This is a genomic window from Mesorhizobium sp. M2A.F.Ca.ET.042.01.1.1 (assembly GCF_003997405.1).
Classification (GTDB): domain Bacteria; phylum Pseudomonadota; class Alphaproteobacteria; order Rhizobiales; family Rhizobiaceae; genus Mesorhizobium.
Map to the genome: position 1 here is coordinate 1 of NZ_RZRX01000009.1, position 26,353 is coordinate 26,353.

Here is a 26,353-nt window from a genome sequence, read left to right on the forward strand (position 1 = left end):
GCACCAGGGACGGCTGCGCAAGCTCGAGCGGATGGGTCTGGCCGCGGAGGTCGGCGCTGGCTCCTGGCGCCTCGACGATGAGCTCGAAGCCACGCTGCGCCGCACCGGCGAACGCGGCGACATCATCAAGACCATGCACCGCGAACTGACCGGCAAGGGGCTTGCCCGCAGGGCCGCCGACTGGGTGATCCACGATCGATCCGGCGAGCCCGTCCAGTCTCTCGTCGGTCGCGTTGTCGCGCGTGGACTGGCCGACGAGATCAATGACCGCCATTACATGATCGTCGACGCCGTCGACGGTAAGAGCCATTGGATCAACATCGGTAGAGGCGAGGCGATGGAAACGATGCCTAATGGCTGCATCGTGCGTGTCGCGCCAAGGAACACCGAGCCGAGGCAGGTCGATCGTACCATCGCCGAAATCGCCGCCGCGCATGGCGGCCGTTACGACGTCGATATGCACCTGAAGCATGACCCATCCGCCACCGAGAGCTTTGCGCGAACGCATGTGCGGCGGCTGGAGGCGATCCGCCGCGCGACCGGCGGCGTCGAGCGAGAGCCGAACGGCACCTGGCTCATCGCGCCGGACCATCTCGATCGCGTCGCGAATTATGAGGGCCAGCGGGCCAGGGCCGAGCCTGTCGTTGCCGACAAGCTCTCCTCAATGGCGCTGGAGCGACAGGTCAGCTTCAACGGCGCCACCTGGCTCGACCGGGAGCTGGTTGCCGATAGACCCGAGCCTTTGCACGGATCCGGCTTCGGCCGCGACGTGAGAGAGGCGCAAGCTCGCCGGCGGCAGTGGCTGATCGCGCAAGGCCTCGCGCATAAAGAACAGGATGGGATCGTCTATCGAGCCAACATGCTTTCGATCCTGCGCCAGCGAGAACTGAACCGTGTTGCTGGCCAACTGTCGGAGGAACTTGGCCTGCCCTATGCCGAAGCGCGATCCGGAGGACGAGTAGAGGGTACGCTCCGCCGCTCCGTCGAGCTTGCCAGCGGAAAATATGCCGTCGTTGAAAAGTCGCGCGAGTTCACGCTGGTGCCATGGCGGCCGGTGCTTGAGCGCCATGTGGGCAAGGAGGTCTCCGGTGTCGTAAGTGGGGAGGGGATTTCATGGACCGTCGGCCGGCAAAGGAGCGGACCTGGTGTTTCGTGAGATGGTGTACAGCTTTTTAGCCAGCGGCGCGGGCAGCCATGCGAGCCCGCGTAGACCTTATGGCCGCACGCCCGCAATCGGTCGCATGGACCTGCCAGGCGGGGCGGCTTTGGAGCGTTCGGACCCGACACGCTGCGTGAGTGGCCAGACTTCGAGCGCTCGAAGATGCGGACTGTTGTCTGCTGGCCGGCGTTATTCCGGCTGGCCTATGACCGCGGCGCAACAGTTCACCGCTGAAGTTGCCACGGGCGAACATCGACAAGAGAAAAAACACCATTGCGCGATACAAATCGCCGTTGAAAGCGTTTAGGTTGCATGCGCTTCGCCAAGTAAACGGATACCCCAGAAGAGAGCCATGACCACGGCCCGCCATATCGTGACGCTGCTTAAAAGCCACATTGCCGGCGACGAGGATCGTTTCCTCTCTATCGCGATGCAGCTTGCTGCGCATGAGGCACGTCAAGGCCATGGTAAGCTTGCTCAGGAGCTCAAGGATCTGGTCGACGCAGCCAAGAGCAGGGACGCCCGGATTGTCAAGAGCAGTCGGCCGGTTCCCCTTTTTCAGCCAAAGGGCGAGCTCGCAGGGCTCCTGCATGTGCGCTATCCGGACCTGCGACTGACCGACATGATTTTGCCGGACAGTCTGCGCTCGCGCCTGCACCGCGTGCTGGGAGAGCAGCGCCAACAAGCAAGCTTGCGCGAGCACGGGCTTGTTCCCCGTCGCAAACTGCTTCTGGTCGGCCCGCCAGGATCAGGCAAGACGATGACCGCATCGGCATTGGCCGGGGAGCTTCATCTGCCCCTTTTCACGATCGTCCTCGATGGTTTGATCACCAAGTTCATGGGAGAGACTGCCGGAAAGCTGCGGCTTGTTTTTGATGCAATGCAGGCGACGCGGGGCGTCTACTTCTTTGACGAATTCGATGCCATCGGCGCGCGTCGAGGCGAACGCCAGGATGTTGGCGAGATTCGGCGCGTGCTGAATTCGTTTCTGCAGTTTCTCGAGCAAGACGACAGCCACAGCCTGATTATTGCGGCAACAAATCATCCCGAGCTGCTCGACAGAGCTTTGTTCCGCCGTTTCGACGATGTCATCGAATACGCCGTGCCCGATCGGCCGATTATAGAGGCGCTGCTTCGGGCTCGACTCGACCGCTTCGACACCAGAGGGCTTGCCTGGAACGAGGCGATCTCTCAGGCAGAGAGACTGTCGCAGGCCGAGATCACGCGCGCGGCCGACGACGCTGCAAAAACCATCATATTGCGGGGGGGGAAGCGGATCACCTCGGAAGCGCTCATCGACGCTCTGAAGGAACGCCGGCAGGCGTCGCTGTTTGAGTAGCGACAGCACAGATCATAATGGCAGACGATTTTCCGCGCGACCGCGCCCATATCCACCTTCGCAACAACGGCATTCGGGAAGCCTATCGGCGGCCCAACCAACTTATACATGCACCGCCGCTGCCGGCGCGTGATCGGGCGTCGCATGCTGCGGCCTTGACGCAATCCATCGAACAAGCGGTCGAAAGTGCACGCCAGCAGATTGCGGCGCGTGACCCCCAGCTGTCGGTCGGCACGCCTGGCTTTTACCTCGCGATCGATCTGCCCATGTCCGGACGGGCGGCCCTCGACCAGTTGGCCGATCGTCGCCAGCACATGGAGCTGGTCGCCGTCCATGAGCCAACTCAACCCGGTGCTCCCATCACAGCGTCGGTGTTCCTGCCGCAAAGCGCGCAAGCCTATTATTTGCGGAAAGTCGAGGCGTATCGAGACGTTGATACTGACCGCGGCAGACCGCGCAACGAGCCGCTCGTCTCCCGCATGGAGACAGTCAGGCTGGCGACTGCACGATCGTTGTTTACCGACCACGACGACCTCTTCCCCCAGGCCGCTGACGAGCAGGTGTGGTGGGAAGTCTGGCTGCGCGACGGTCGCCGCGAGAACTTCGAGCACATTGCCGAAGCCCTGAACATCACTTTGCGCACGCATGCGGTTAGGTTTCCGGAGCGGGTGGTCATGCTGGCCCTCGCCAGCACGGCAATGCTCGACCGCATGATTGCGCACAGCGATGTCGTCGCCGAGCTGCGGCGCGCGAAGGATACGCCGTCCTTCTTCCTGGGCCTTGGCGGCGCGGAGCAAAGGGACTGGAGCGACGAGCTTCTCGGGCGCGTCAGACCGCCTCAATCCGATATTGCGGTCTGCATTCTCGACAGCGGCGTGCGTCGCACCCACCCGTTGATCGAACCCGCACTTGCCGTTTAAGACTGGCACACCGTCAAACCGGCATGGGGCAGCGACGACACACCTGCGTGGAGCGGCCACGGGACGCGAATGGCAGGTGTCGGCCTGTACGGTGATCTGGTCCCGCTCCTGGTCGGAGGCGATCCAGTTCCATTGCCCTTTCGGCTGGAGAGTGTTCGTATCCTTCCGCCAGAAGACGAGGCAAACGATCCAGAACTCTATGGCGCGATCACCGCGGAAGCGATCGCCCGCGCCGAGGTGCAGGCGCCGGAGCGCCGCCGCGCGATCGCAATGGCTGTGACAAGCGCCAGTCCGGCGCGTGGAAGGCCCACATCGTGGTCTGCCGCTATCGACCAACTCTGTTTCGAAGAGGAACAGCGACGCTTGATCGTTCTCTCTGCCGGCAACATCGGCGATGACCTCATGCCGGCCGAGCATTTGACGCGCAACGATCTGGAAGCAGTCGATGATCCTTCTCAGGCCTGGAATGCGCTGACGGTCGGCGCTTTCACAGAAAAGGTCGATATCATTGACACCGACTTTTCGGGCTACGCTCCGATCGCGCCGGTCGGCGAGCTCTCGCCGCGCAGTCGCACTTCGGTCGTTTGGGACAGGCAGTGGCCGGTGAAGCCCGAGGTCGTCTTCGAAGGCGGCAATCTCGCCCATGACGGTGTGTTGCCCGGCGAGCCGATCGACGATCTGCAGATATTGACCACTTTCTGTCGACCCGAACTGCGCCACTTCACCACCCTCGGAGATACGAGCGCGGCAACGGCCCATGCCGCACGGATGGCGGGACTAATTCTATCAGCGCGCCCCGAGCTGTGGCCTGAATCGGTTCGCGCCCTGATCGTCCACTCGGCCGAATGGACTCCGGCGATGCGCGCACGCATCGATGCGTGCAACGGAGCGAAGGGCGAGATCCAGGCGCTCGTGCGGCGCTATGGTTACGGCGTGCCAGATCTTGGGCGCGCGCTTCTGTCAACGGTGAACGACCTCACGCTTATCGTTGAAGATGAGCTTCAGCCTTTCCAGCGCGAGGGCGGCGCGGCTGCCAAAACGCGTGACATGAAGCTGCATCGCCTGCCTTGGCCGAAGGAGCAGCTCGCGGCGCTCGGCGCTGCCCAGGTCGAGCTCCGCGTCACGCTGTCCTATTTCATCGAACCCAACCCCGGTGAACGCGGATGGACCCGCCGGCATCGTTACGCGTCCCATGGTCTTCGGTTCAGAGTAAAGTCAGCGACCGAGACAGTCGACGAATTCCGAGCCCGCATCAATCAGGCCGCTCGGGACGAGGAGGAAGGGGCGCCTGCTGGAGGCGGAGAAGAGTGGCTGCTCGGCACCTTCCGCGATCGCGGCTCGTTGCACGCCGATTTCTGGTCGGGCAGCGCCGCCGATCTCGCCGAGCGTGACGCGATCGGCGTGTTCCCGGTCGGGGGCTGGTGGAAGGAGAAGCCTTACCTGGAACGCGTCGACGCTCTGGCTCGGTACGCCCTGATTGTGACGATTCGGGCGCCTGGGGTCGATGTTGACATCTTCACACCCGTCGAAGCAGCCCTGACTGTCGAGACGTCGGTCGAGACCTGATGCAGCACTGTCCAAACCGGCCAACAACGGAGGTTTGACCAGCCTCTGGTGCCATGGCGGCTGGTGCTGGATCATCACGTCGGCACGGGATCATGCGCGGAGGACGATAGGCCGGCAAAGGAGCGGGCCAAGCGTGTCATAATGGCGCCCATGGTCACGCCCACAAGCCGCGCCCCCTGCGTCTACGGAGAGGTGCGCGTCTGCTTAGGCGGCCGAGACATCGCTTACCTGATCAACGCGCTCCGTATTTGCGCCTGTAAGCGGCAATGAAATCGTCGTCGCTACAGATGCAGCGGCCGCTGGAGTCCTTGGCCTTCGGATCGTGCAAGTGAGAGCCAAGGGGGCGCAGAAGATTCACCCGAGTGCTCGTCGTCGGGCTCATGGGAAACCCCGCACTATGCTTGACCAAATCCGCGGCAAGCATAATCCCGGCAAGCACCGACTGAAAGGCCATCGGAACCACAGTTCGAACGCGGCGACTTCCTTCGCTAAGCTGGAACACCAGACCGCCGCAGATAGCCTGCTGATAAAAGGAGCGCAGGGGCTGGCCGACAAACGGGGCTAGCGGTTCAAACGGCACAGCCATCGCTGTAGCCACGCGAACTACAAAGTCGTTGGGAACTCCGGCATTTGTCTGCAGGAGCGTTTTCACCTGCTCGTGTGCTTCCGGTATTCCGAGTTCCTCGGCAATCAGCTGGTGCTCGTCCTTGGATTTTCCGGATGGCAGGTACATGCAACAAAGGCAAGCCTGGCCGTCATCGAAACCATGCCGGGAGATACCGAGATCGTGCTCCTGCATCCAAGCGTTTGCGATCCATCGCGGCAGTGCACCTTGGACAGCCAGACGGTCGGCGGCGGTGTCAAGCGCCACACCCACTTGGTCTAAGACCCAATTGCCCCGGCGCGCAACATATTCTGCCCACGTCAGAGGGTGCGCCTCGACCTCAAGGCCAGTCGATCTAAGGGCGGTGGCTGCAAGAACCGCCTTGGACATACCAATCTCCGCCTGGCCGGCCAATGCGTAGCGCTGCAGGTTTGAGAGTTCGATCGCTTCGTGATCGATTACATGCAGACGACCCTTGAGATCGGGTTGTCTCGCTAGCGCCCAAAGCGAGCCATGGCCTATCGCACCGAGCCCAACGAGGTGGGTTTCGCCAAGGTCGACTGGGAAGTCGATCGGGCCAGCCTCCCCGGCTTTGGTCTTGTCGTAGCTGCATAGCGAGAGGTCGATGGTTTCGTCCAACTCGGCGCCGGTCAACTGGGCGGCGAAGATAGTTCGAAAGACGTTGGCGGCGCCGAAGCAACTGGCGGCGCCAGCTCCAAAAGGCAGCAGACTTGGGCCAGAGCCCACCGGGTCCGTACGCGACAGCTTTGCCGCCCAACCGTCCGATCCCACGAAAAAGATCGGGCACCGGAGTGATGGGCGCGTTACCCCTGCAACGACGCAGACGGTGGCAGACTTGCCGGAACGCCGGATGCCGACTTTTGGATTGATCGACTTTGCCAAGCGCTCCAGCGCTTGGGCTTGAGAGCTCGCCGCGCTGTCCAGCGGGAGTATCGCCAGAACCGGGTAGAGCCTAGCGAGCAATCTCACCGCAAGATCTAGTGTCGCCTGGCCTTCGGCGCAGGAAGCGGCCTGATGGTCGAAGGCGACTGCCACGACCTGCTTTTCAAGAGCTGCTTTGAAGTCTCCCAGATGAAAATCGGCCAGGACCTGAGATGCCGCCGTGGCGGCACGATCGATGAAGTTAGCGAATGCCATTGTTCAACTCGATATCATGATCATTCGCGACAGTGCCGCGGGAGGGAGCGCATTCCATTTGGCCTTTTCGTCAAGCCGATAGGCGGCGACCCGAGCAAAATCGAAAGGCTCGCGGGCGAAATTCGGCACTACCAGCGACAGACACCCAACCGTGGTAGCAACCGCATAAGCGTCGTCCGTCGTCGAATGGTAGGCGCGGCCCGGATGGCTGTGAATCTGGGCCAAGAGTTTCAGGCCGCTTTTGTAGAGCCAGACATTGAGCCGGTGCAGTTCTTCGGCCGCAACGATCACGCAAACGCCATCGTTTGTCCGAATGTGACGCTGCGCCGGGATAACCGTCTCTGTTACGGCAAAGTGCCGGTCTTGCTGAACGCCGACCCAGAGCGCCATCCCCTCATTGCCTTCGCGACCAACTGAGCGCAGATGCCCATGCGTGGTCGAGATGCAGCCGCGCGGGAGAGTCACGATCGTTACATCTCTCAAACCAGTCATTCTTGTATCGCCTGAGGGGATACCACCATTCCTACGATTGCCGGTGGGAGTTGAATCTGCAACTGCTCTATAGGAATGATTCCGTACTTGATGATCTTGTCCAGGATGAAGGCCAAACAGCCTTCGCCAGAACCCCGATGAAGTAGCCATGGATCACCTGAATGGGCTGGATTGTCGTGGTATTCCCGGACGCCCGCCATGCACAGGAATGGTTCGTCCTCGGGACTGTTGGCCTGGATGAAGTCCGTCAGCGGCACGGCGTTCTGCTGGATGAGAGCTCCTATCATCTCCGGCGGCGTTCCGGGCAGCGGCGGACGTCTAAGCATTTTCAGGTATAGATCTTTCCGGGCAATCGGATGACGCGTAAACGGATCGACGAAGACCACGGACGGTGGTCTTAAGTCGTAGTCGGTGAAGTCGACCTCGCTCGCTGCGCTGATCACCCGTGGTTTTAACTTGAGGCTTGCGAAAATGAAGAAAGCGCGCGGAAAGGTCGCCTCGATCAAGAAGCAGCCCTGAGCCCGATAGACATCAGCATATGGCCGGAACCGGCCGATCTCCCGATCAAACTTCGCTCGGGAGACCTCCGGATCCACACTTTGGGGTTTAGGCACCTGCGACGCCCGCCTTCAGGCTGAGGAACAGGGTCACAGTATTCGGGAAACCGAAATCGCCAAGCTTCTTGTCGACGTCGAGCAAGTTGCCGGCCTCATCCTTCAATTCCCAATTCTCGGCTGGTTGGGCGACATTCTGCGTGTTCTCAAGGGCTTTGGTACGAATGACGTGAAGCGGCTGGTTGGGATTGGCTTCGACCTGCGTGGGCTGGCCGTTCACCACCATCGTGATCTCGATCTTGCCCGGCCCGCCGCCGTGATTATCGCCCTTACCCGAATCCTTCGACATTGTCCTACTCCTGTGGCTTGCCAACCGTCCCACGCCCTGGCGCCCACCTGCGAGTGAGACCGGCGGTCTTCAATCGTTCACCCGGCGCCACGGCCGCGAGTACGCGAAAGACAGGGGATAAGCTACCGAATCGGTGCTTGCCTTCTTTTATGGGTGACTTGAGCCGCAAGTAAATGGTCTCAAATTGCTCCTCACAACTATAATCGATTATAGCAATGCGAAAATATTGGCGACACGCCTATTCATCTGCTCTCTCACTCGCCTGCTCCGTGCTTGGCAAGGGGAGCTTTGACTGCGTCACGCGTCCCCCAATCCTGCAACGCATTCACCCGAGCCTGCGCGACACCAGCGCCCGCACCGGCCGTGATCCGCAGAACGAAACGCTGATCGTGGCGTTCTATCGCGAACTGGCGCTGCTGTTCTGGCTAGACGATTGCAACGACGTTGGCCTGATCGCGCCGGAGCAGCTCGCCGCCGTGGAGCAGGCGCTGGGGCACGGCGTACCGTGCGTTCTCTCCGGATTCGAGGGCTGCGCTCAGCTGCGCGCTTCGCTGGTGCTGGATCGGCGAACGGCGCCGGCCACGGTGGCCGCTGGCTGGGAGTACATCCATTTCGAACACTGCGCACTGCCCGAGTTGGACCTGACGCAGATCGACCTGCGCGCCTCGCTGCTGGGCAAGGCTATGCGCGCGCCGCTGCTGATCAGCTCTATGGCCGGCGGCATGCCACGGGCCGAGGCCATCAACCGGCATTTGAGCGAGGCAGCGCAAGCCTTGCGGATCGCCATGTGCGGTTCGCAGCGTGTGAGCCTGCAATCCCGTAACTCCCAGGGGCTAACGCGCGCGCTGCGCCGCCTGGCGCCAGACATTCCCTTGCTGGCCAATATCGGCGCCGCGCAACTGCGGGAGGCCGACGGCCTGGACCTGGCGCGTCGCGCGGTGGACGCGCTGGAGGCCGATGGGCTCATCGTCCATCTCAATCCGCTGCAGGAAGCGGTACAGCCGGGAGGGCGACCGCGACTGGCGCGGCGTCCTGGCGCTGATCGCTGGCGCCGCGCGCATCGTGGGCGTGCCGATCGTGGCCAAGGAAGTGGGGGCGGCCTGTCCGCCTCGGTGGCCTGTGCGCTCGTCGAGGCGGGCGTGGCGGTAATCGATGTCGCCGGCGCCGGCGGCACCAGTTGGGCCGCAGTGGAGGGCGAGCGCGCCCGCAATGCCGCCGACCGTGCAGTGGCGATGTCATTCGCCAATTGGGGGATTCCCACCCTGACCAGCGTGCAGGCGGTGCGTCGGGCGCTGCCAACGGTGAAGCTGATCGCGTCGGGCGGGATCCGCGATGGCGTCGACGTGGCCAAGGCCATCCGCCTGGGCGCGGACATCGCCGGGCAGGCGGCCAGCGTGCTGGGCGCGGCGACAGTGTCCACCGAGGCCGTTGTCGCGCATTTCGAGATCGTCATCCGCCAGTTGTTGGGTCACCATCAAACCAATTTGACGCCCCGGGACAATATCGTCCGGCATTGTCCGGTGTGCGACGATGTTGGGGATGCGACATAGGCGGATTGCCGTGTATTAAACCGCTTTTCCTTTGGCACGCATATTGCGCCCTATCGGTAAACCTCGTCATGGGCCGGCGGCAATCGCTCGGAGATTGTCGAAATAGCACAATCTGCCGGGGTGACATCCGGCCCGACTAGAGCAGGACCTTTCAGATGATGCAGAAAAGCAAGCGGCCATACTCGCGGGGAAATAGTCGCGTCAGGGCTGCATGGACGCTCTTTCCTGGTTGTTTCGGCGACGGACGCCAACTCTTCAATCGGCACCCGAACCAGTGCCTGGATGTCCAAGGAGCGCCCCTGTTGCGCGTGCCTGGCTGCACCCGCGTGCTGGCTCTCCTCCAAGGCGACGCTCGGCGCTGCTGCAGACCGGCGACGAGAACCCAACTTCAAAATTAGCATTCCGAAAACCGAAAGAAGTGAACAGGTATGTCCAGGATCGGCGCTTTGACGCGCGCGGCATGGCGATCGGCAACTCAGACGCTGGCCAAGGGTTCGAAAAGTTTACACCCGACGCTAGCGCCGGCCGATTTCAAGCGCGCACTTACGATCAACGATCGATATGGCGGGCTCACTGTCAATGTCCCCAAAATGCCTTTCTGGCTGACCGGGGGTGAAGCCTTCGTCTACCGCCGGACTAGCCACGGCGAGCAGCAGTTCATGCAGGTCGATGCTGCCACGGGTTTCAAGCGGCCCGCTTTCGATCAGGCGCGTCTGGCGGCAGCGCTAAACAAGGTGAGCCATGAGAGCTATCAAGCCGGCAATCTTCCGTTCGACCGTTTCGAACTGAGTGAGGATGGTCGCAGGCTCGACTTCCAGATTGAAGACACCCGGTGGAGCTGCGACCTTGCAAGCTATGACTGTACCAGCACCACATTCGATGCAAGGAAAGGGGACCGTAGGGAGCTCAGCCACCGCTACACGCCGCCAGCGGAGAACAACCCCGACAAGAGCAACGCGTCGCCCGACGGCAAATGGATCGCCTATATCAAGAACTGCAACGTTTTCCTGCGCAGCGAGGACGGATTGCAGGATGTTCCTCTGAGCCGGGACGGAGCCGAAGGCAATTGCTACGTCTTTTCGACGCTGAGCTGGTCGCCGGACTCGCGCCACCTCGCCGCTTACCTTGTTCGCCCCGGCTATAGGCGAGAGGTCCGCTACCTCAATTCATCGACGGACCAGTTGGAGCGGGAATATTCAACAATATTCTATCCAGGCCGGGCGATGTCCTTCCGCTGCCCCAACCAGTCCTGTTCGACATTGCCGGCCGGCGCCAGATCGTGATTGACGGTGCCCTCTTCTCGAACGTCTTCGAACTTTCCCCTCTCCGGTGGTGGGCGGACAGCCGCGGCTTCACTTTCGAATATAACCAGCGCGGGCATCAGCTCTATCGCTTGGTCGAGGTAGACGCCGCCTCGGGCCGCGGGCGCTCCCTGATCGATGAGACCAGCGAGACATTCGTGGATTATTTGCCGCTGGGGCATGGCCAGGAGGATGCCGGAAAAATCTTCCGTTACGATGTCGATGACGGGAAGGAGATCATCTGGGCATCAGAGCGCGACGGGTATGAGCATTTGTATCTTTTCAACGGCCGGACAGGCGCGCTCGAAAACCAGATCACCCGAGGTGAGTGGGTCGTCCGGAGGGTCAACCATGTCGATCCGGTGAAGCGTCAGATCTGGTTCGAGGCGAGCGGGATGAACTCGCAGGAGGACCCCTATTGGGTCCATGCTTACCGCATCGGCTTTGACGGCAAGGGACTGACTGCACTGACGCCCGAACCGGCCAACCACCATATCGAGTTCTCGCCTGACAGGCGCTATTATGTCGATCTCTGGTCACGCATCGATCTGCCCCCGCGCATGGCACTCTACCGCGCCAGCGACAATGCCAAGCTCCAGCAGATCGAGACGGCCGACATTTCCGAGCTCGTCGCCGCAGGCTGGCAGCCGCCGCTCAGTTTCCATTCCAAGGGGCGCGACGGCAAAACTGACATCTGGGGTGTGCTCCACCTGCCAGCCAACTTCGACCCGACGAAGAAATACCCGGTTGTGGAGAATATCTATGCTGGACCCCACGGCTCCTTCGTCCCAAAATCCTTCTCGCGGTGGACAGAGCCGCTCACGCAGCTGGGCTTCGTCGTTGCTCAGATCGACGGCATGGGCACCAACAACCGCTCCCGCGCCTTCCATGATGTTGCTTGGAAGAATCTGAAGGACGCAGGATTTCCCGATCGCATTCTGTGGCACAAGGCGGCGGCCGCGCAATATCCATGGTACGACATATCCAACGTCGGCATTTTTGGCGCATCCGCCGGCGGCCAGAGTGCAGTCAGCGCGCTGCTCTTTCACCCCGATTTCTACAAGGTCGCCGTCGCCAAAAACGGCTGCTTCGACAACAGGATAGACAAGACCTGGTGGAATGAACTGTGGATGGGGTGGCCGGTCGGCATTGAATATTCGCAATCCTCCGCCGTTGACAATGCTCACAGGCTGCAGGGCAAGCTGATGATCGCGGTCGGCGAAATGGATGATAATGTCGATCCGTTTTGCTCGTTCCAGCTTGCCGATCGACTCATCAAGGCAGGAAAAGATTTTGACATTGTCTACGTTCCTGGTGCCAATCACCATACTCTAGGCACCTACACCGAGCGCAAACTCCTAGACTTCTTCGTTCGCAACATTCTCGGTCAGACCCCGCCCGACTGGAACAGCAAACCGATCGAGCTGGAGTAGCTTGTGGCTCTTGCAATTGTTAGCTCGCCTTATCGGCTGTAATCAGGGCGAGGCGCGAGCAAATCTGCACCGAAGGACGATCGTGGAGTCTAGGACTTGCGCTGCGTATTGAGGATAGGCTCGCCGCGACGTTGGTCTGAGCAAACTGCTTGATAGGCACGCCTGCAGACCGCGTGTGTGCGATTGCAAGATCCCCTATCAGCCTGGTGTGAAGCGTTCAGGGGAAAAGCCGCACCCAACGCCGCTTCCGCTCGCCGTAACGCTACGGCGGTGCGGCCCACCCGATCCGCTCGACGAGCATAGGAACACATAGGTCCCCGAACGGACGATTACCTTGGCAATAGAAGACCCTCGTCGGTCATCGCCGCTGTGGGTGGCAGCCCGTCGGTCTGGAGCTGCCACGATTCTCATCCTCGCGTCACATATGAGCTGAAGCTTTCCGGATCGGGTATCCAATCGGCATCCAGTTGCTCGGCGATATGGTTGAATTCTACCTCAGGACAAGAGTGAGTAGAGCAGCCCCGCTACGAAAATCCTATCCTGGTTCGTTTGACGCATCGACTATTCAGATTGATTGGCGTGATACCCGGCGCGGCCGCAACACGCTAGGCCGTCAACCGCTGAGCAGAAAACCAGCCTTCGCCTTCCGCGGCGGCGGACCTCGTCAGCCTTTCGAAAGCTTGCCTGAGTAGGTTGCTCATGTGATCTGTGGAAGTGAGGCTAGCGTGCACCCGTACAAACTGGACATTCATCGTAGCAGCTTGGCTGCAGGTGCAGCACGCCGTACCGCACGAGCAAGCGGACAAGCCGGCCAAGCCGGTTTTGAGCAGCACTTGGGCGAATTGCAGGCGGCGGATGAGTTGATGAGTGCACCAGGCGAGGATGTCCTCGTCAATGGCTCGCATGGCAAAGGTGAGTTGAGACCAACGAAGAGGCAGAGGATCCAAAGCAATCTGCAGCATGCTGTCACTGAGCGGCAACCAGGTCAGGTTGGTGACTCAGGCGCTCGCGCGATGATGCAACTCCCTGCCCATCAGGTGGGTACATCGGAACGGGAGGCGCAGCTCGCGATGCAGGGGGATGAGCACGAATACACCCCAGCGCCGCATCTCGATGGGTCGATGCCCTCGACAGTGCAGCCGGATCGTCCAATTGTGGCCCCCGACGGTGCCGACAAGCGTCCTGTTTATTCCAACGATGCCACCGCCATCGAAGGGCTGAAGTCTGCACTCCTTGCGGGTAAAGCCAGGCCGGACACGGTCACTCGCAGCGCAAATTCTCTTTTCGGCTTTAGTCGTTGGCTCTTTCAAAACAAAAAGCCAGGGTTTGCTGCTCGGCTTTACCATCCGTCGCTGAGCCAGGATCTCGAGGAGTACGAGAGTAGGGGTGGTTCCTCCACAGTGGCTGGCGCACTGCGTCAACTGATGAAGCCGATAGGCGGAGCCGCCCCGATTGTGGGTCGCGCTGTCCTGAACCCCCATCCTGACGACGCCGCGCTCACTAGACATTTCAGATCCGCGAGCGGCTACGCAACTGCTCTTAACCATTTCAGTCATTACCTACGTCAAAATGACAAGCTCGGGATTGCGGGCCGGATTTACGATGAATCGCTGGATAAAGATGTTGAGAGCTACAAGGCCGCCTCCTCTACTCGTGGAGCTCCGATCGAATCTGCACTGGTTTATATCCGCAAGCACCCGCCGCGCGTTATACTCGGGAGTCATCTGGAAAACGCGGTCAGCATGGAGGCTCGTCCCCGTGGCGACGCTGCTCAGCATACCGCACCACAGCAGGGATTCGATTGGCCAGAGGAGCTCCTGCCGGTAGGTTATAAGGAGGGCACCGATCTACCATTGTCTCTCGCCCCAACCGCGCACCAACACCAAGCACCCGACTTTGGAGAGGCCGTCCCTCACTTGAACTGGCGCCACGGCGACCAGGGCGCCCCGGAGGGGCTGGTAGCTGCACGGGACAGGAGCAGCCCGCTGCCAAGCGAGGCGGTGCCACATAAATCTGGACGGGGACTCGCTACGCAGCCCAGATTGTGGGCGGAGAAATCCGCCTCGCCAGAGCTCTTTCGACGGCGGGCGGAGCAGGCTCTGCCGGCGTCCGCCAGAGGTGTGGAGACATCCTCCGCGGTTGATGAAGCCGCCGCTCGCCAAGCTTTGGCTTGGTTGCAGCAGGAGATGGAGGGGATCGAACCGATGCAGGATCCTCATAAGGTGGCTACACCGGAATCTGAGGCGCAGCTCGTCAGGCAGAGGGATGAACACGAATCCACCCCAGCACCGCATCCCGGAGGTGGTGGTTCGATGTCCTCGACAGTGCAGCCGGATCGTCCAATTGTAGTCCCCAACGGTTCCGACAAGCGTCCTGTCTATTCCAACGATGCGACCGCTATCGAAGGGCTGAGGGCAGCATTCCACGCGGGTAAGGCCAGCGCGAACACGGTCACTTTCAATGTAAATTCTCTTTTCGGCTTTAGTCGGTGGCTCCTTCAAAACAACAAGCCAGGGTTTGCTGCTCGGCTTTACCATTCGTCGCTGGATCAGGATCTCAAGGAGTACGAGAGTACGGGTGGTTCCTCCACCGTGGCTGGCGCACTGCGTTACCTCAAGAAGTCGACAAGCGGAGCCCCGATTATGGGTCGCCCTCTCGTGATCCCCTATCCTGACGATGCCGAGCTCATTAGAGATTACAGAGCCGCTTCGACCAAGGAGTACCTGGCAGCGCCTGCGACCGGACGGAATCCAGATACCGTGGGCGGCTATACAAATTTTCTTAGACATTTTAGCCAGTATCTGCGTCAAAATAACAAGCCTGGGATTGCCGCTCGGATTCACGACAAATCGCTGGATAAAGATGTTGAGAGCTTCAAGGCTGTCTCCTATGGTAATAGACTAAGTATCGGTTCTGCATTGGCTCACCTCCGGGATATCCTGCCGCGCATTGTGCTCGGGCGCGAAACTGTCCTTGCTGCTCATCCGGCAGACGCAGTCACCAGGCGCGTTGGGGCCGCTGCTGAAGCTGGGCCAGCGGCACCGGCAAGAGCTCCCCAACCCGCCTCGCCAGCAACCGCTAAGCTGCCAGGCACCTACCGCGGCCTTCCACTGGTTGATGTGACCACACTGACGACCAGTTCCTCTGGGGCTCAGATCGGGGCGCTCGATCCGACAGCCCCGTCCAACGTTGCAACGGGGCGGGTGCTCGGCGCCGCCGAATGGCTGAGCGACGCCCATGTCCAGAGAGATTACAATTTGCTGGAGCGGCAACTGCAGGGGATCAATCCGGCGCTCGCTGCCCGGACTCGGCTGGTGGATCCTTCCGTATCCCATCTACTGCGACACACGTCGCCGCAAGACGCTCGAGGCATATTGCAGTCCATCTATAATCAAAACAACGCCACAGCCGACTTCCTGTTCTTGCCAGTGAATAATGGCACGGCTACTAGCCCCGGCACCCATTGGTCGCTGCTGCTCGTTGATCGCCGCGACCCCGAAAGGCGGTTCGCCTATCACTACGACTCCCTCCAGCGAGAGGGATATAACGACGTGCCTGCAAAACAGCTCGCAGGACTGCTGAATGCTACCTTGGCGCCAGCCCCCATGGCCAGACAGACGAACCATTATGATTGCGGCGTATTTGTCCTGGAGGGCACGTGGGCGCTGGTTGAACGATTGGTGAAAGGGCAGCGGCCAGACCACGAGCCGCTGCCCCTCGACAACCTCGTTGCCGATCGGCAGGCGCTGCAAGACCGGCTAAGGAGGCGCTTGCCGCACGAGGAAGAGCCGCGGCAGCTGCTGGAGGATGAACCCGCCTCCCCACCGATGATGGCATTCGAGCCAGGGGAACTGCGGCAACTGTTGGAAGACGAGCCTGACTCCCCACCAATGATGGCGTTCGAGTCAGGGGAACTGCGGCAACTGTTGGAAGACGAGCCTGCCTCCCCACCAATGATGGCGTTCGAGTCAGGGGAACTGCGGCAACTGTTGGAGGACGAGCCTGCCTCCCCACCAATGATGGCGTTCGAGCCAGGGGAACTGCGGCAGCTGTTGGAGGATGAACCCGCTTCCCCACCGATGATGGCGTTCGAGCCAGGGGAACTGCGGCAGCTGTTGGAGGATGAACCCGCTTCCCCACCGATGATGGCGTTCGAGCCAGGGGAACTGCGGCAACTGTTGGAAGACGAGCCTGCCTCCCCACCAATGATGGCGTTCGAGCCAGGGGAACTGCGGCAACTGTTGAATGATGAGCCTGCCTCCACTTGGGCACAAATCAATTCGACCCCACATGCGCGAGCGGACGGTGTTCATCAGCCAGCCCAGGCGCCCTGGCTCCCTGAACGCAGAAGATAACTTTGCGGAGGAGCGGTCACGCAACTGTCGGCGGCGCCGGGCCTCAGGGTGAATGGAGAGGATGGTGTCGCGTGAAGGCGCAACACGCGTGCTGACCGACCTGCATAGTAGGAAGTCGTTCATTGCTCCCAAATCGTATGTGAGGAACATTCCTGTCCCGGCTGCACCGCGCGATGCTAGGTCGCGTTGTTCAGCGGGCCAAGCCGATGACACCTACGAAGCTACTGATCGGGCAGATCGCCGTTGTGTGCGCAATTGTCATTATCGGCGTATGGACGGCAACCCAATGGTGCGCTCAAATGCTGACCTACCAGACGCCTCTCGGCGCACCATGGTTTCTCTTCGCCGGCTGGCCAATCTACAAGCCGTGGAAGCTGTTTGAATGGTGGTTCCACTTCGATGCTTATGCGCCGGAGGTCTTCGACAAAGCCGGTACGCTTGCAGGCGCCAGCGGATTCCTGGGCTGTGCCGCCGCAATCGCAGGCTCGCTTTTGCGCGCGCGACAGCGCGGGTCGGTTACGACCTATGGGTCTTCACGGTGGGCCACGACTCATGAGGTCGAGACGGCAGGGTTGTTACGGCCGGCGGGCGTTTTCCTCGGTAGGCTGAACGATCGCTATCTGCGCCATGACGGCCCGGAGCACGTCATGGCATTTGCGCCGACGCGTTCGGGCAAGGGCGTGGGGCTGGTTGTTCCAACGCTACTTTCCTGGACCGGGTCTGCCATCATTCATGATATAAAAGGCGAAAATTGGCAGTTGACCTCCGGCTGGCGGTCGAAATTCTCGTACTGCCTTCTGTTCAATCCGACCGACCCGAGATCGGCACGCTACAACCCGCTGCTGGAGGTGCGCAAAGGCCCAGATGAGATCCGGGACGTTCAAAACATCGCCGACATCCTCGTCGATCCCGAGGGCGCGCTGGAGCGACGGAATCACTGGGAGAAGACCAGCCATTCACTCCTAGTTGGCGCCATTTTGCACGTGCTCTACGCTGAAGAGGACAAGACGCTAGCCCGCGTCGCCACCTTCCTGTCGGACCCGCAACGCTCGTTTGCCGCAACGCTACGGCGGATGATGACGACAAACCATCTCGGGACGGGGCATAACCCTCAGGTCCATCCCGTAGTGGCCTCGGCGGCTCGCGAACTCCTGAACAAGTCGGAAAACGAGCGCTCAGGCGTCCTCTCGACCGCCATGTCCTTTCTTGGGCTTTATCGTGATCCAACGGTCGCGGCGGCCACTTCGTCCTGCGACTGGCGCATCGCTGACCTAGTGGATGGAGAGCGACCGCTGTCGCTCTATCTGGTCGTGCCGCCTTCGGATATCTCGCGCACCAAGCCTTTGGTGCGACTGATCTTGAACCAGATCGGCAGGCGGTTGACGGAGCGTCTGGAGGGGGACCCGAAGAAGAGCCGTAAGCATCAGCTGCTCATGATGCTGGACGAGTTTCCGGCGCTCGGTCGCCTCGACTTCTTCGAAACGGCGCTCGCCTTCATGGCAGGTTATGGCATTCGCTCCTATCTGATCGCACAATCTTTGAACCAGGTTTCAAAGGCCTATGGCGAGAACAATGCTATTCTCGACAATTGCCACGTGCGAATTGCCTTTTCCTCCAATGACGAACGCACGGCCAAGCGCATCTCGGATGCCCTCGGCACCGCAACCGAACTTAGGTCGATGCGCAACTATGCGGGCCATCGGCTTGCGCCCTGGCTTTCACATGTCATGGTGAGCCGCCAGGAAACCGCGCGCCCGCTCCTGACGCCAGGCGAGGTGATGCAATTGCCGCCGTCAGACGAATTGGTCCTGGTTTCTGGGTTGCCGCCGATCCGCGCCAAGAAGCTGCGCTATTATCAGGATCAGAATTTCACAGATCGGGTGCTGCCTGCGCCGGTGCTGCACGACGGACCCTATGCGGACTGCCCTGCATCACGCCCGGACGGCTGGACTGGACAAGTGTGCAGCGTCGATAGCCGACTTGCTGCGGACGAGGAAAGCGCCGACGCGCCAGTTGAAGACGAGGGAGGCGTTCAGCAGCAACGCCATCCAAGCCTGCCCGAAGAAGACGTTGTTGTCTCTCAAGAGCCCGATCAGGCCGATCTGTACAAGCCCGCAGACGATGACAGCGAAGCGCTCGCGGACAAGCGTGTCATGGATCGGATTTCCACTGCGGCCCGCGCCTACGGTATCAACGAGGGCAGGGGCGACGATGTCATTCCCGGCTTCTGAAGTCCGCTGAGTTGCAGAGCGCACCTCAGCGTAGATAACGGCCATAAGCAATTTTGAGCGTCTGGCCGATGCTTCTCCCGTCGCCGGCGCAACGCCGGGCCGTCGGAACGAGCCGCATGAAGCCGCACCGCATTCGCCATCAGTTTCTGCTTGAGCCGGAGCTCAGCGAGAAACTGGACAACCTCAGTCGCGATCCGTCAACGACCAAATCAGCGATCGTGGCGAAGGCGATCGAGGCGTTCATCGAGCGGCGTGGCGAGAGCGAGTTCGATCGGCGCTACGGCGTAAGGCTTGACCGGCTCTCCCGCGATCTTGCCCACGTCAGGCGCGATTCCGAGGTGATCCTGGAGAGCCTGGCGCTCTTCATCCGCTTTTCGATCACCCTTCACGCCCACACGCCGGTCCCGGATCGGGCAACGCAGGCTATTGCCCAAGAGCGTTTCGAGAAATTCGTTGAGAAGGTCGGCCGCCAGATCGCTTCCGGCAAAAAGTCGCTTAGCAAAGACAATGGTGGGGGAGGGGAAGGATGAGCTCTCATCCCGAGGCCGACCACCGGCGGCGTGTCATGCTGCGCACCGCCATGGGTCCGGCAATCACCGAAGCCCTGGCCGATCCGTCCGTCATCGAGGTGATGGTCAATCCCGACGGCGCGCTGCGACTCGACCGGTTAGGCGAAGGTCGGGTCGATACCGACGTTCACATGCACCCGTCCGAGGCAGAACGTATCATCCGCCTGGTTGCTTCGCACGTGCGCGCCGAGGCGCACGCCGACAACCCGATCGTCAGTGCCGAATTGCCGTCTGGCGAACGCTTCGAAGGCCTGCTGCCACCTGTGGTGTTGGCGCCATGTTTTGCCATCCGCAAGCCCGCCGCGAAAGTCTACACCCTGGCCGACTATGTTGCCGAACGCATCATGCTGCCGCTGCAGGCCGATGCGCTGAAAAAGGCCGTCCGCGAGCGGCGCAACATGCTGATCGCCGGCGGCACTTCCTCGGGGAAGACAACACTCGCCAACGCTCTGCTGGCTGAAGTCGCCGAATGCGACGATCGGGTGATCCTGATCGAGGACACACGCGAACTGCAGTGCGCGGCCAGGGACTGCGTTGCCCTGAGAACAAGGCGGGGCTCGGTCACCCTTGCCGATCTCGTGCGCTCGACGCTGAGGCTCAGGCCGGACCGCATCATCGTGGGCGAGGTGAGGGGCGCGGAAGCGCTCGACATGCTGAAGGCATGGAACACCGGGCACCCAGGCGGCATCGCTACCGTACACGCCAATTCCGCGCGCTCGGCTCTCTATCGCATTGAGCAACTCGCCCAGGAAGCGGTGGTCACCGTTCCCCGCCGGCTCATCGCTGAGGCGATAGATCTGATCGTCTTCATAGCGGGACGCGGCTCGTCGCGCCACATCGACGCAATCGCCGAGGTCACCGGTCTCGACGGCAGCGGCGATTACGCCGTTGCCCCGCTCACGCTTTCGCAACTCCAGCAGCTTTGAAAGGCCTTCCTCATGCGCAAGAAGCTTCGCTTTCTTTCGTCCACAGCGCTCGCGTTTCTTAACACGGCCCCGGTTTATGCCGCCGGCTCCGGCATGCCGTGGGAGCAGCCGCTGCAGCAGATCCTGGAGTCCGTGCAGGGACCGGTCGCCAAGATCGTTGCGGTGATCATCATTATCACCACCGGCCTGACGCTTGCCTTCGGCGACACCGCCGGTGGTTTTCGGCGCCTGATTCAGATCGTCTTCGGTCTGTCAATCGCCTTCGCGGCATCGAGCTTCTTCCTCTCCTTCTTCTCCTTCGGTGGTGGGGCGCTCGTCTGATGGCCGCCGGGGAGCAGCATATCGAGGGCTTCGCAGTACCGGTCCACCGGGCGCTGACCGAGCCGATCCTGCTCGGCGGGGCTCCGCGCGCGGTGGCGATCCTCAACGGTACAGTGGCCGCGGCCATTGGCTTCGGCTTGCAGCAATGGATTGCTGGTCTGGTGCTTTGGATCGCAGGCCACTCGTTAGCGGTGTTTGCCGCAAGACGCGATCCGGACTTCGCCAGCGTGCTTGTGCGCCACCTACGTCTGAAGGGGTGGCTTGCATGCTGAACCTTTCGGAATATCGAAGCAAAGCCGACCGGCTTGCCGACCATCTACCCTGGGCTGCCTTGGTGGCGCCCGGCATCGTGCTCAACAAGGACGGCAGCTTTCAGCGGACGTTGCGGTTCCGCGGCCCGGATCTCGAAAGTGCGACGGAGGCTGAACTCGTCGGCATTTGCGCCCGGGCGAACAATGCTCTCAGACGCCTTGGCTCTGGCTGGGCATTGTTCTTTGAGGCCGAGCGCACAGAAGCGCTGGGCTATCCGAACTCGCATTTTCCTGACGCCGCGTCGTGGCTGGTCGACGAAGAACGCCGCGCTGCTTTCGAGGGGAAGGTAGCGCACTACGAGAGCCGCTATCATCTGACCTTGGTGTTTATGCCACCGCCGGACGCCCAGGCGCGCGCAGAAAGCGCGCTCGTCGACTCTCATTATTCCCGAGGAGAAAGAGACTGGCGCCAGGATCTGGCGAGGTTCCGTGACGAGACCAACCGCGTGCTCGATCTCTTCTCGGGTTTCATGTCCGAAGTACGCGTCCTCGATGATGCTCAGACGTTGACCTACCTCCACGGCACGATTTCGCCTCGTCGCCATCCTATCATGGCCCCGGAAACGCCGATATATCTGGATGCAATCCTGGTCGATGCGCCGCTTACCGGTGGCCTGGAGCCGATGCTGGGTGAGCAGCATCTTCGCACACTGACCATCCTCGGCTTTCCGAACCTCACCCGGCCCGGAATCCTCGATACCCTCAATCATCAGGATTTCGCCTATCGCTGGATGACGCGCTTCATTCCGCTCGAGAAAACGGAAGCCACGAAGACGCTGACGCGATTGCGCCGGCAGTGGTTTGCCAAGCGCAAATCGATCGTGGCAATCCTACGCGAGGTCATTACCAACGAGCCGGTCCCGCTTGTCGATAACGATGCCGACAACAAGGCGCTCGATGCCGACGAAGCCCTTCAGGCATTGGGCGGTGATCATGTGAGTTTCGGCTATCTCACCACCACCGTGACGGTGTGGGGCGAGGATCGCCAAGCCGCTGCAGAGAAGCTTCGCGCGGTCGAGCGCATCATCAATGGGCTCGGCTTCACCACGATCCGAGAAGGCGTCAATGCGGTCGAGGCTTGGCTCGGCTCATTGCCTGGCCATGTCTACGCTAACGTTCGCCAACCGCTCGTTCATACATTGAACCTTGCCCATCTCATGCCGCTGTCGTCGGTTTGGGCCGGTCCTGCGACAAACGAGCATCTCGCGAAAGTCACCCAAACCGAAGCGCCACCGCTTTTCGTTGCCGAGACCAGTGGGTCGACACCGTTTCGGCTTTCCACCCACGTCGAAGATGTCGGCCACATGCTGGTTGTTGGTCCGACCGGCGCCGGCAAGTCGGTTCTGCTTGCTCTGATTGCTCTGCAGTTCAGGCGCTATGCCGGCGCCCAGGTTTATGTCTTCGACAAAGGCAATTCGGCCCGTGCTGCAACACTTGCCATGGGTGGAGAACACCACGCGCTAGGAGCGGACGGTTCCCTTGCCTTTCAGCCACTGCGCAGCATCAACGACCAGGCTAGCCGAAGCTGGGCGGCCGAATGGATCGCCAGCCTTGTTGCCCACGAGAACGTCACCGTCACGCCGGAGGTGAAGGAGGCTATTTGGTCAGCGCTGGCCAGCCTTGCCACCGCGCCGGCGCAGGAACGCACACTGACCGGTCTTTCGGTCCTGCTTCAATCCAATGCGCTGAAGACCGCATTGATGCCCTACACGCTCGACGGTCCCTTCGGCCGCCTGCTCGATGCCGATCATGATGGGCTGGCCTTGTCGGATGTGCAGTGTTTCGAGACCGAGGAGTTAATGCACAGCCAAGGCGCTTTGCTGCCGGTGCTTACCTATCTGTTCCAGCGACTTGAGGAACGGTTCGACGGACGGCCCACGCTGATCATGCTCGACGAGGCGTGGGTCTATCTCGACAATCCGCTGTTCGCCGCCCGCATCCGCGAATGGCTGAAGGTGCTGCGAAAGAAGAACGTGTCGGTTGTCTTCGCTACGCAGTCGCTGGCTGATATCGCGGGCTCTGGCATAGCGCCGGCAATCATCGAAAGCTGCCCGCAGCGCATTTTCCTTCCCAATGATCGTGCCGTGGAACCCCAGGCGCGCACAGCCTACGAGCGCTTCGGTTTAAGCGAGCGGCAGATCGAATTGATCGCCCGCGCCACGCCGAAGCGTCAGTATTATCTGCAATCGCGCCGCGGCAACCGTCTGTTCGAGCTCGAGCTTGGCCCCATCGCTCTTGCGCTTTGCGGTGCTTCCGATCCGGCCACGCAGACTCTGATCGACAGGATCATGTCCGAAGACGGGCAAGGCAGCTTTGCCTCGCAGTTCCTGATCGCGCGCGGCCTCGATTGGGCCGGCGAACTTCTCAAGCAATTCCCTCAACCAGACAAGGAGCAATTCTCATGATGCGGCGACGCCTTCTCTCCGGCCTGATCACCGTTTCCCTGATCGCCAAGCCTATGGCCGACTATGTGCAGCCCGCGTACGCCCTTATCGTGTTCGATCCGTCCAATTATGCGCAGAACGTGCTGACGGCCGCGCGCGCATTGGAGCAGATCAACAACCAAATCCAGTCGCTGCAGAATCAGGCGACCATGCTGCAGAACATGGCGCGCAATCTTCAGCGTCTGGATTTCTCTTCCGTTGGCCAACTCACCGGTTCGCTCCATCGCATCGACGGCTTGATGGACCAGGCGAGTGGCCTCAGCTTTGATCTGGGCAAGCTTCAAGACCAGTGGCGCAGCCAATATCCGGAAAGCTACGACGCCACGATCAAAGTCAGCGATGTGGCGAGTGCTGCGCGGGAGCGTTGGCAAACCGCCATGCAGGCGTTCCGCCAGACCATGGGTGTCCAGTCGCAAATCGTCGAGAACGTCCGCGCCGACGGCGATCTGCTCGCCGATCTCGTCAACCGCAGCCAAGGGGCGGCCGGTGCGCTTCAGGCAAGCCAGGCCACCAACCAGCTGATGGCGCTTTCGACAAAACAGCAGATGCAGATCCAGACGCTGCTCGCAACGCAGTTTCGAGCTGAGGCCGAGGATGCCGCCCGCAAGGCCCAGTCAGACGAAGCCGCCCGCGAGATGACGAAGCGGTTCTTGGGTACCGGCTCGGCTTATCCCGGCAATTAATCACGAGTTCATCACGACGAGAAAGGCAGCGGCATGAACGACCTTGGCGTCATCGATCGCTTCATGGAGACCTTCATCCGCTACATCGACAGCGGGTTCGGTCTGCTATCGGGCGACCTCGCCTTCCTCACTACCATTCTGATCGGCATTGACATCACACTTGCCGGCCTGGCGTGGGCGCTCGGCGACGAAACCAGCGTTCTCGGCCGGCTTGTCCGCAAGGTGCTCTATGTTGGCGTCTTCGCCTTCATTCTGAACAATTTCAAGAACCTCGCCGATATCGTTTATCGTTCTTTTGCCGGTCTCGGGATTAAGGCGTCGGCCGGCAATCTGTCGGCAGACAATCTCTTGCGCCCGGGCCGCATTGCCGCGACCGGTTTCGAAGGTGCTTGGCCAATGCTTGACCAAGCCAGTCAGCTCCTGGGCTTCCCGGAAATCTTCGGCAACGCACTGACCATCTTCGTGCTGCTGATGGCCTGGTTCCTGGTTATCATCGCCTTCTTCATCCTTTCCATCCAGCTTTTCATCACCATCCTAGAGTTCAAGCTCACCACGCTGGCAGGTTTTGTTTTGGTTCCATTCGCACTTTGGAACCGTTCAGCGTTCCTGGCCGAACGCGTGCTCGGCCATGTTATCTCGTCAGGCATCAAGGTGATGGTGCTCGCCGTCATTGTCGGTATCGGCTCCACGCTCTTCGGGGAGTTCGCTTCCGCATTGCAAGGCAAGGAGCCGGATCTTGCCGGTGCCATGTCCCAGGTACTGGGCGCACTGGCACTGCTTGGCCTTGGCATTTTTGGGCCGGGGATCGCGTCGGGTCTTGTCTCAGGCGCACCGCAGCTTGGGGCGGGCGCCGCCCTCGGCACGACCGCGGCGGCAGCGGGTGTATCACTCGTTGCTGGAGGCACAGCATTTGCTGGCGCGCGTATGGCAACCAGCGGCGGTCTCGCCGCCATCCGAGCCGGCACAACAATGGGATCGGCTGCTTCCACGTCATGGCAGATCGGGCGCGCAACCTCGCCCGACGCTGGCCTCTCCGGTGTGGCTGCTGGAATGCATGGTGTAACCAGTGCAGCTGGCGGCGCCGCTATACGCATAGCGCGATCCGCCACTGCAAGTGTTGGGCGCAACGCCGATGCCGGGCGCGATGCCGCGTGGACCGCGACCGGCGGCGCGCCGACAGCGTCAATGACCGAACGCTCTGCCGGTTCGGCCACTGTTTCGGCGCCGACGTGGGCAAGGCGCCTACGTTCTGAACAGACCGCCCGGGCAAATCGCCACGCTGCCATGCAAGCTGTCCGAGACGGAGACCGGCCGGGAGGCAGCGCCAACCCCTCTCTCAACGACAAGGATGACTAGATGCTCTTCAAGCGACCCGTGCACCGTTACGGCAAAACACCCGAACCGGTCACGCCGTATCAAAAAGCCGCCCAACTGTGGGACGAGCGCATCGGCTCATCTCGACTGCAGGCCAGGAACTGGCGGATCATGGCCCTTGGCTGCCTGGCCTTGGCGACCGGGCTTTCCGGCGGACTCGTATGGCAGTCGATGCAAAGCCGTGTCGTGCCTTATGTCGTCGAGGTCGATGGCTTCGGCGAGACGCGCGCCGTCGCGCCGGCGGTCCGGAATTATGAGCCCTCGGATGCTCAGATCGCCTGGCATCTCGGCCGCTTCATCCAGAATGTCCGTTCCGTTTCCACCGATCCGGTTTTGGTTCGGCAGAACTGGTTGGCAGCGTACGACTTTGCTAGCGATCGCGCAGCGCTCTTCCTCAACGAATACGCCAAGGCGAACGACCCCTTCGGTCAGATCGGAACGCGCAGTGTTTCGGTACAGGTCACCAGCGTGGTCAGAGCCTCCGAAAGTTCATTCCAGGTCAAATGGACCGAGCAGGTGTTTGAGCGCGGAAGCCTTGCCAGCACGATGCGCTGGACTGCGATCCTCACGATCGTGATCCGCTCGCCAAGCAATACGGATCAGCTGCGCAAGAATCCGCTCGGCGTCTTCATCAATGCCATTGACTGGTCACGCGAGCTCGACAGCGCCGTCCCAGCCCCCCTTTCTCCGACGGAGTCCACCAATGAAAGGTAA

At 61.1% G+C, this 26,353-nt stretch carries 16 protein-coding genes and 4 pseudogenes; 16 read left to right on the forward strand and 4 right to left on the reverse strand.

All coding sequences use genetic code 11. The features are described 5' to 3' along the window. The 3 genes and pseudogenes from EOA23_RS02770 to EOA23_RS02780 all read left to right on the forward strand — a co-directional run. A partial coding sequence (locus tag EOA23_RS02770; protein ID WP_127302831.1) for a DUF3363 domain-containing protein occupies positions 1 to 1,156 on the forward strand: 1,156 nt, incomplete at its 5' end. Positions 1,157 to 1,511: 355 nt separating this feature from the next. After that, entirely contained in the window at positions 1,512 to 2,498 is a 987-nt protein-coding gene (locus EOA23_RS02775; RefSeq protein ID WP_126057775.1) for an ATP-binding protein, read from the forward strand. Between the two features lie 17 nt (positions 2,499 to 2,515). Further along, positions 2,516 to 4,984, forward strand: a pseudogene (locus EOA23_RS02780) (S8 family peptidase). A 232-nt stretch (positions 4,985 to 5,216) separates the two neighbouring features. Here EOA23_RS02780 and EOA23_RS02785 read toward each other — a convergent pair. From EOA23_RS02785 to EOA23_RS02800, 4 genes are read right to left on the reverse strand one after another with little or no spacing between them, the layout of a single operon-like run. Next, entirely contained in the window at positions 5,217 to 6,746 is a 1,530-nt protein-coding gene (locus EOA23_RS02785) for an E2 ligase fold family C protein (protein WP_126057776.1), read from the reverse strand. Positions 6,747 to 6,749: 3 nt separating this feature from the next. Then, complete coding sequence (locus tag EOA23_RS02790; protein ID WP_126057777.1) at positions 6,750 to 7,238, reverse strand: Mov34/MPN/PAD-1 family protein; 489 nt, start codon at positions 7,236 to 7,238, stop codon at positions 6,750 to 6,752. Further along, the gene (locus tag EOA23_RS02795) at positions 7,235 to 7,852 is read right to left on the reverse strand and encodes a putative metal-binding protein (RefSeq protein WP_126057778.1); all 618 of its coding nucleotides are present in this window, start codon (positions 7,850 to 7,852) and stop codon (positions 7,235 to 7,237) included. The genes EOA23_RS02790 and EOA23_RS02795 overlap by 4 nt, the downstream gene beginning before the upstream one ends. Continuing rightward, positions 7,845 to 8,141 (reverse strand): DUF2604 domain-containing protein, encoded by a 297-nt coding sequence (locus EOA23_RS02800; RefSeq protein ID WP_126057779.1) that lies wholly within the window; start codon positions 8,139 to 8,141, stop codon positions 7,845 to 7,847. The genes EOA23_RS02795 and EOA23_RS02800 overlap by 8 nt, the downstream gene beginning before the upstream one ends. A 311-nt stretch (positions 8,142 to 8,452) precedes the next feature. Between EOA23_RS02800 and EOA23_RS36040 the strand changes: the two are divergent. From EOA23_RS36040 to trbF, 13 genes and pseudogenes are all read left to right on the forward strand, one after another. Next, a pseudogene (locus tag EOA23_RS36040) lies at positions 8,453 to 8,692 on the forward strand (hypothetical protein); the annotation flags it as partial. Beyond that, positions 8,681 to 9,604, forward strand: a pseudogene (fni, locus tag EOA23_RS02805) (type 2 isopentenyl-diphosphate Delta-isomerase); the annotation flags it as partial. The pseudogenes EOA23_RS36040 and fni, both read left to right, overlap by 12 nt. A 515-nt stretch (positions 9,605 to 10,119) precedes the next feature. After that, positions 10,120 to 12,425: pseudogene (locus EOA23_RS02810) on the forward strand (prolyl oligopeptidase family serine peptidase). Positions 12,426 to 13,258: 833 nt separating this feature from the next. Continuing rightward, positions 13,259 to 16,780 (forward strand): Ulp1 family isopeptidase, encoded by a 3,522-nt coding sequence (locus EOA23_RS02815; RefSeq protein WP_245454737.1) that lies wholly within the window; start codon positions 13,259 to 13,261, stop codon positions 16,778 to 16,780. 206 nt (positions 16,781 to 16,986) lie between these two features. After that, entirely contained in the window at positions 16,987 to 19,011 is a 2,025-nt protein-coding gene (locus EOA23_RS02820) for a conjugal transfer protein TraG (protein ID WP_024502848.1), read from the forward strand. 116 nt (positions 19,012 to 19,127) lie between these two features. Next, positions 19,128 to 19,541 carry a CopG family transcriptional regulator gene (locus tag EOA23_RS02825; RefSeq protein ID WP_095488561.1) on the forward strand — a complete coding sequence of 138 codons (414 nt, stop codon included), beginning with the start codon at positions 19,128 to 19,130 and terminating at the stop codon, positions 19,539 to 19,541. Beyond that, a complete protein-coding gene (trbB, locus tag EOA23_RS02830; RefSeq protein WP_024502850.1) occupies positions 19,538 to 20,506 on the forward strand; it encodes a P-type conjugative transfer ATPase TrbB in 969 nt (322 codons plus the stop codon). The genes EOA23_RS02825 and trbB overlap by 4 nt, the downstream gene beginning before the upstream one ends. 12 nt (positions 20,507 to 20,518) lie before the next feature. Then, on the forward strand, positions 20,519 to 20,827 hold the full coding sequence (locus EOA23_RS02835; RefSeq protein ID WP_126057781.1) for a TrbC/VirB2 family protein: 309 nt from the start codon (positions 20,519 to 20,521) through the stop codon (positions 20,825 to 20,827). Next, entirely contained in the window at positions 20,827 to 21,099 is a 273-nt protein-coding gene (locus EOA23_RS02840; protein ID WP_024502852.1) for a VirB3 family type IV secretion system protein, read from the forward strand. Before EOA23_RS02835 ends, EOA23_RS02840 begins: the two co-directional genes overlap by 1 nt. After that, positions 21,093 to 23,543 (forward strand): conjugal transfer protein TrbE, encoded by a 2,451-nt coding sequence (gene trbE, locus EOA23_RS02845; RefSeq protein ID WP_126057782.1) that lies wholly within the window; start codon positions 21,093 to 21,095, stop codon positions 23,541 to 23,543. The genes EOA23_RS02840 and trbE overlap by 7 nt, the downstream gene beginning before the upstream one ends. Continuing rightward, positions 23,540 to 24,265, forward strand: a complete 726-nt coding sequence (trbJ, locus tag EOA23_RS02850) for a P-type conjugative transfer protein TrbJ (protein WP_024502854.1) — start codon at positions 23,540 to 23,542, stop codon at positions 24,263 to 24,265. Before trbE ends, trbJ begins: the two co-directional genes overlap by 4 nt. A gap of 33 nt (positions 24,266 to 24,298) precedes the next feature. Further along, positions 24,299 to 25,621: a P-type conjugative transfer protein TrbL gene (trbL, locus tag EOA23_RS02855; protein ID WP_126057783.1), complete on the forward strand. Its 1,323-nt coding sequence runs from the start codon at positions 24,299 to 24,301 to the stop codon at positions 25,619 to 25,621. Next, positions 25,622 to 26,353, forward strand: coding sequence for a conjugal transfer protein TrbF (trbF, locus tag EOA23_RS02860; RefSeq protein ID WP_126063930.1), 732 nt, complete (start codon positions 25,622 to 25,624; stop codon positions 26,351 to 26,353).

Coding starts and splice junctions, on each gene's coding strand:
- trbJ (WP_024502854.1), top strand. CDS start 23,540: ATGATGCGGCGACGCCTTCTCTCCGGCCTGATCACCGTTTCCCTGATC.
- EOA23_RS02790 (WP_126057777.1), bottom strand. CDS start 7,238: ATGACTGGTTTGAGAGATGTAACGATCGTGACTCTCCCGCGCGGCTGC.
- EOA23_RS02825 (WP_095488561.1), top strand. CDS start 19,128: ATGAAGCCGCACCGCATTCGCCATCAGTTTCTGCTTGAGCCGGAGCTC.
- EOA23_RS02820 (WP_024502848.1), top strand. CDS start 16,987: ATGACACCTACGAAGCTACTGATCGGGCAGATCGCCGTTGTGTGCGCA.
- EOA23_RS02840 (WP_024502852.1), top strand. CDS start 20,827: ATGGCCGCCGGGGAGCAGCATATCGAGGGCTTCGCAGTACCGGTCCAC.
- EOA23_RS02785 (WP_126057776.1), bottom strand. CDS start 6,746: ATGGCATTCGCTAACTTCATCGATCGTGCCGCCACGGCGGCATCTCAG.
- trbF (WP_126063930.1), top strand. CDS start 25,622: ATGCTCTTCAAGCGACCCGTGCACCGTTACGGCAAAACACCCGAACCG.
- EOA23_RS02800 (WP_126057779.1), bottom strand. CDS start 8,141: ATGTCGAAGGATTCGGGTAAGGGCGATAATCACGGCGGCGGGCCGGGC.
- trbE (WP_126057782.1), top strand. CDS start 21,093: ATGCTGAACCTTTCGGAATATCGAAGCAAAGCCGACCGGCTTGCCGAC.
- EOA23_RS02775 (WP_126057775.1), top strand. CDS start 1,512: ATGACCACGGCCCGCCATATCGTGACGCTGCTTAAAAGCCACATTGCC.
- trbB (WP_024502850.1), top strand. CDS start 19,538: ATGAGCTCTCATCCCGAGGCCGACCACCGGCGGCGTGTCATGCTGCGC.
- EOA23_RS02835 (WP_126057781.1), top strand. CDS start 20,519: ATGCGCAAGAAGCTTCGCTTTCTTTCGTCCACAGCGCTCGCGTTTCTT.
- trbL (WP_126057783.1), top strand. CDS start 24,299: ATGAACGACCTTGGCGTCATCGATCGCTTCATGGAGACCTTCATCCGC.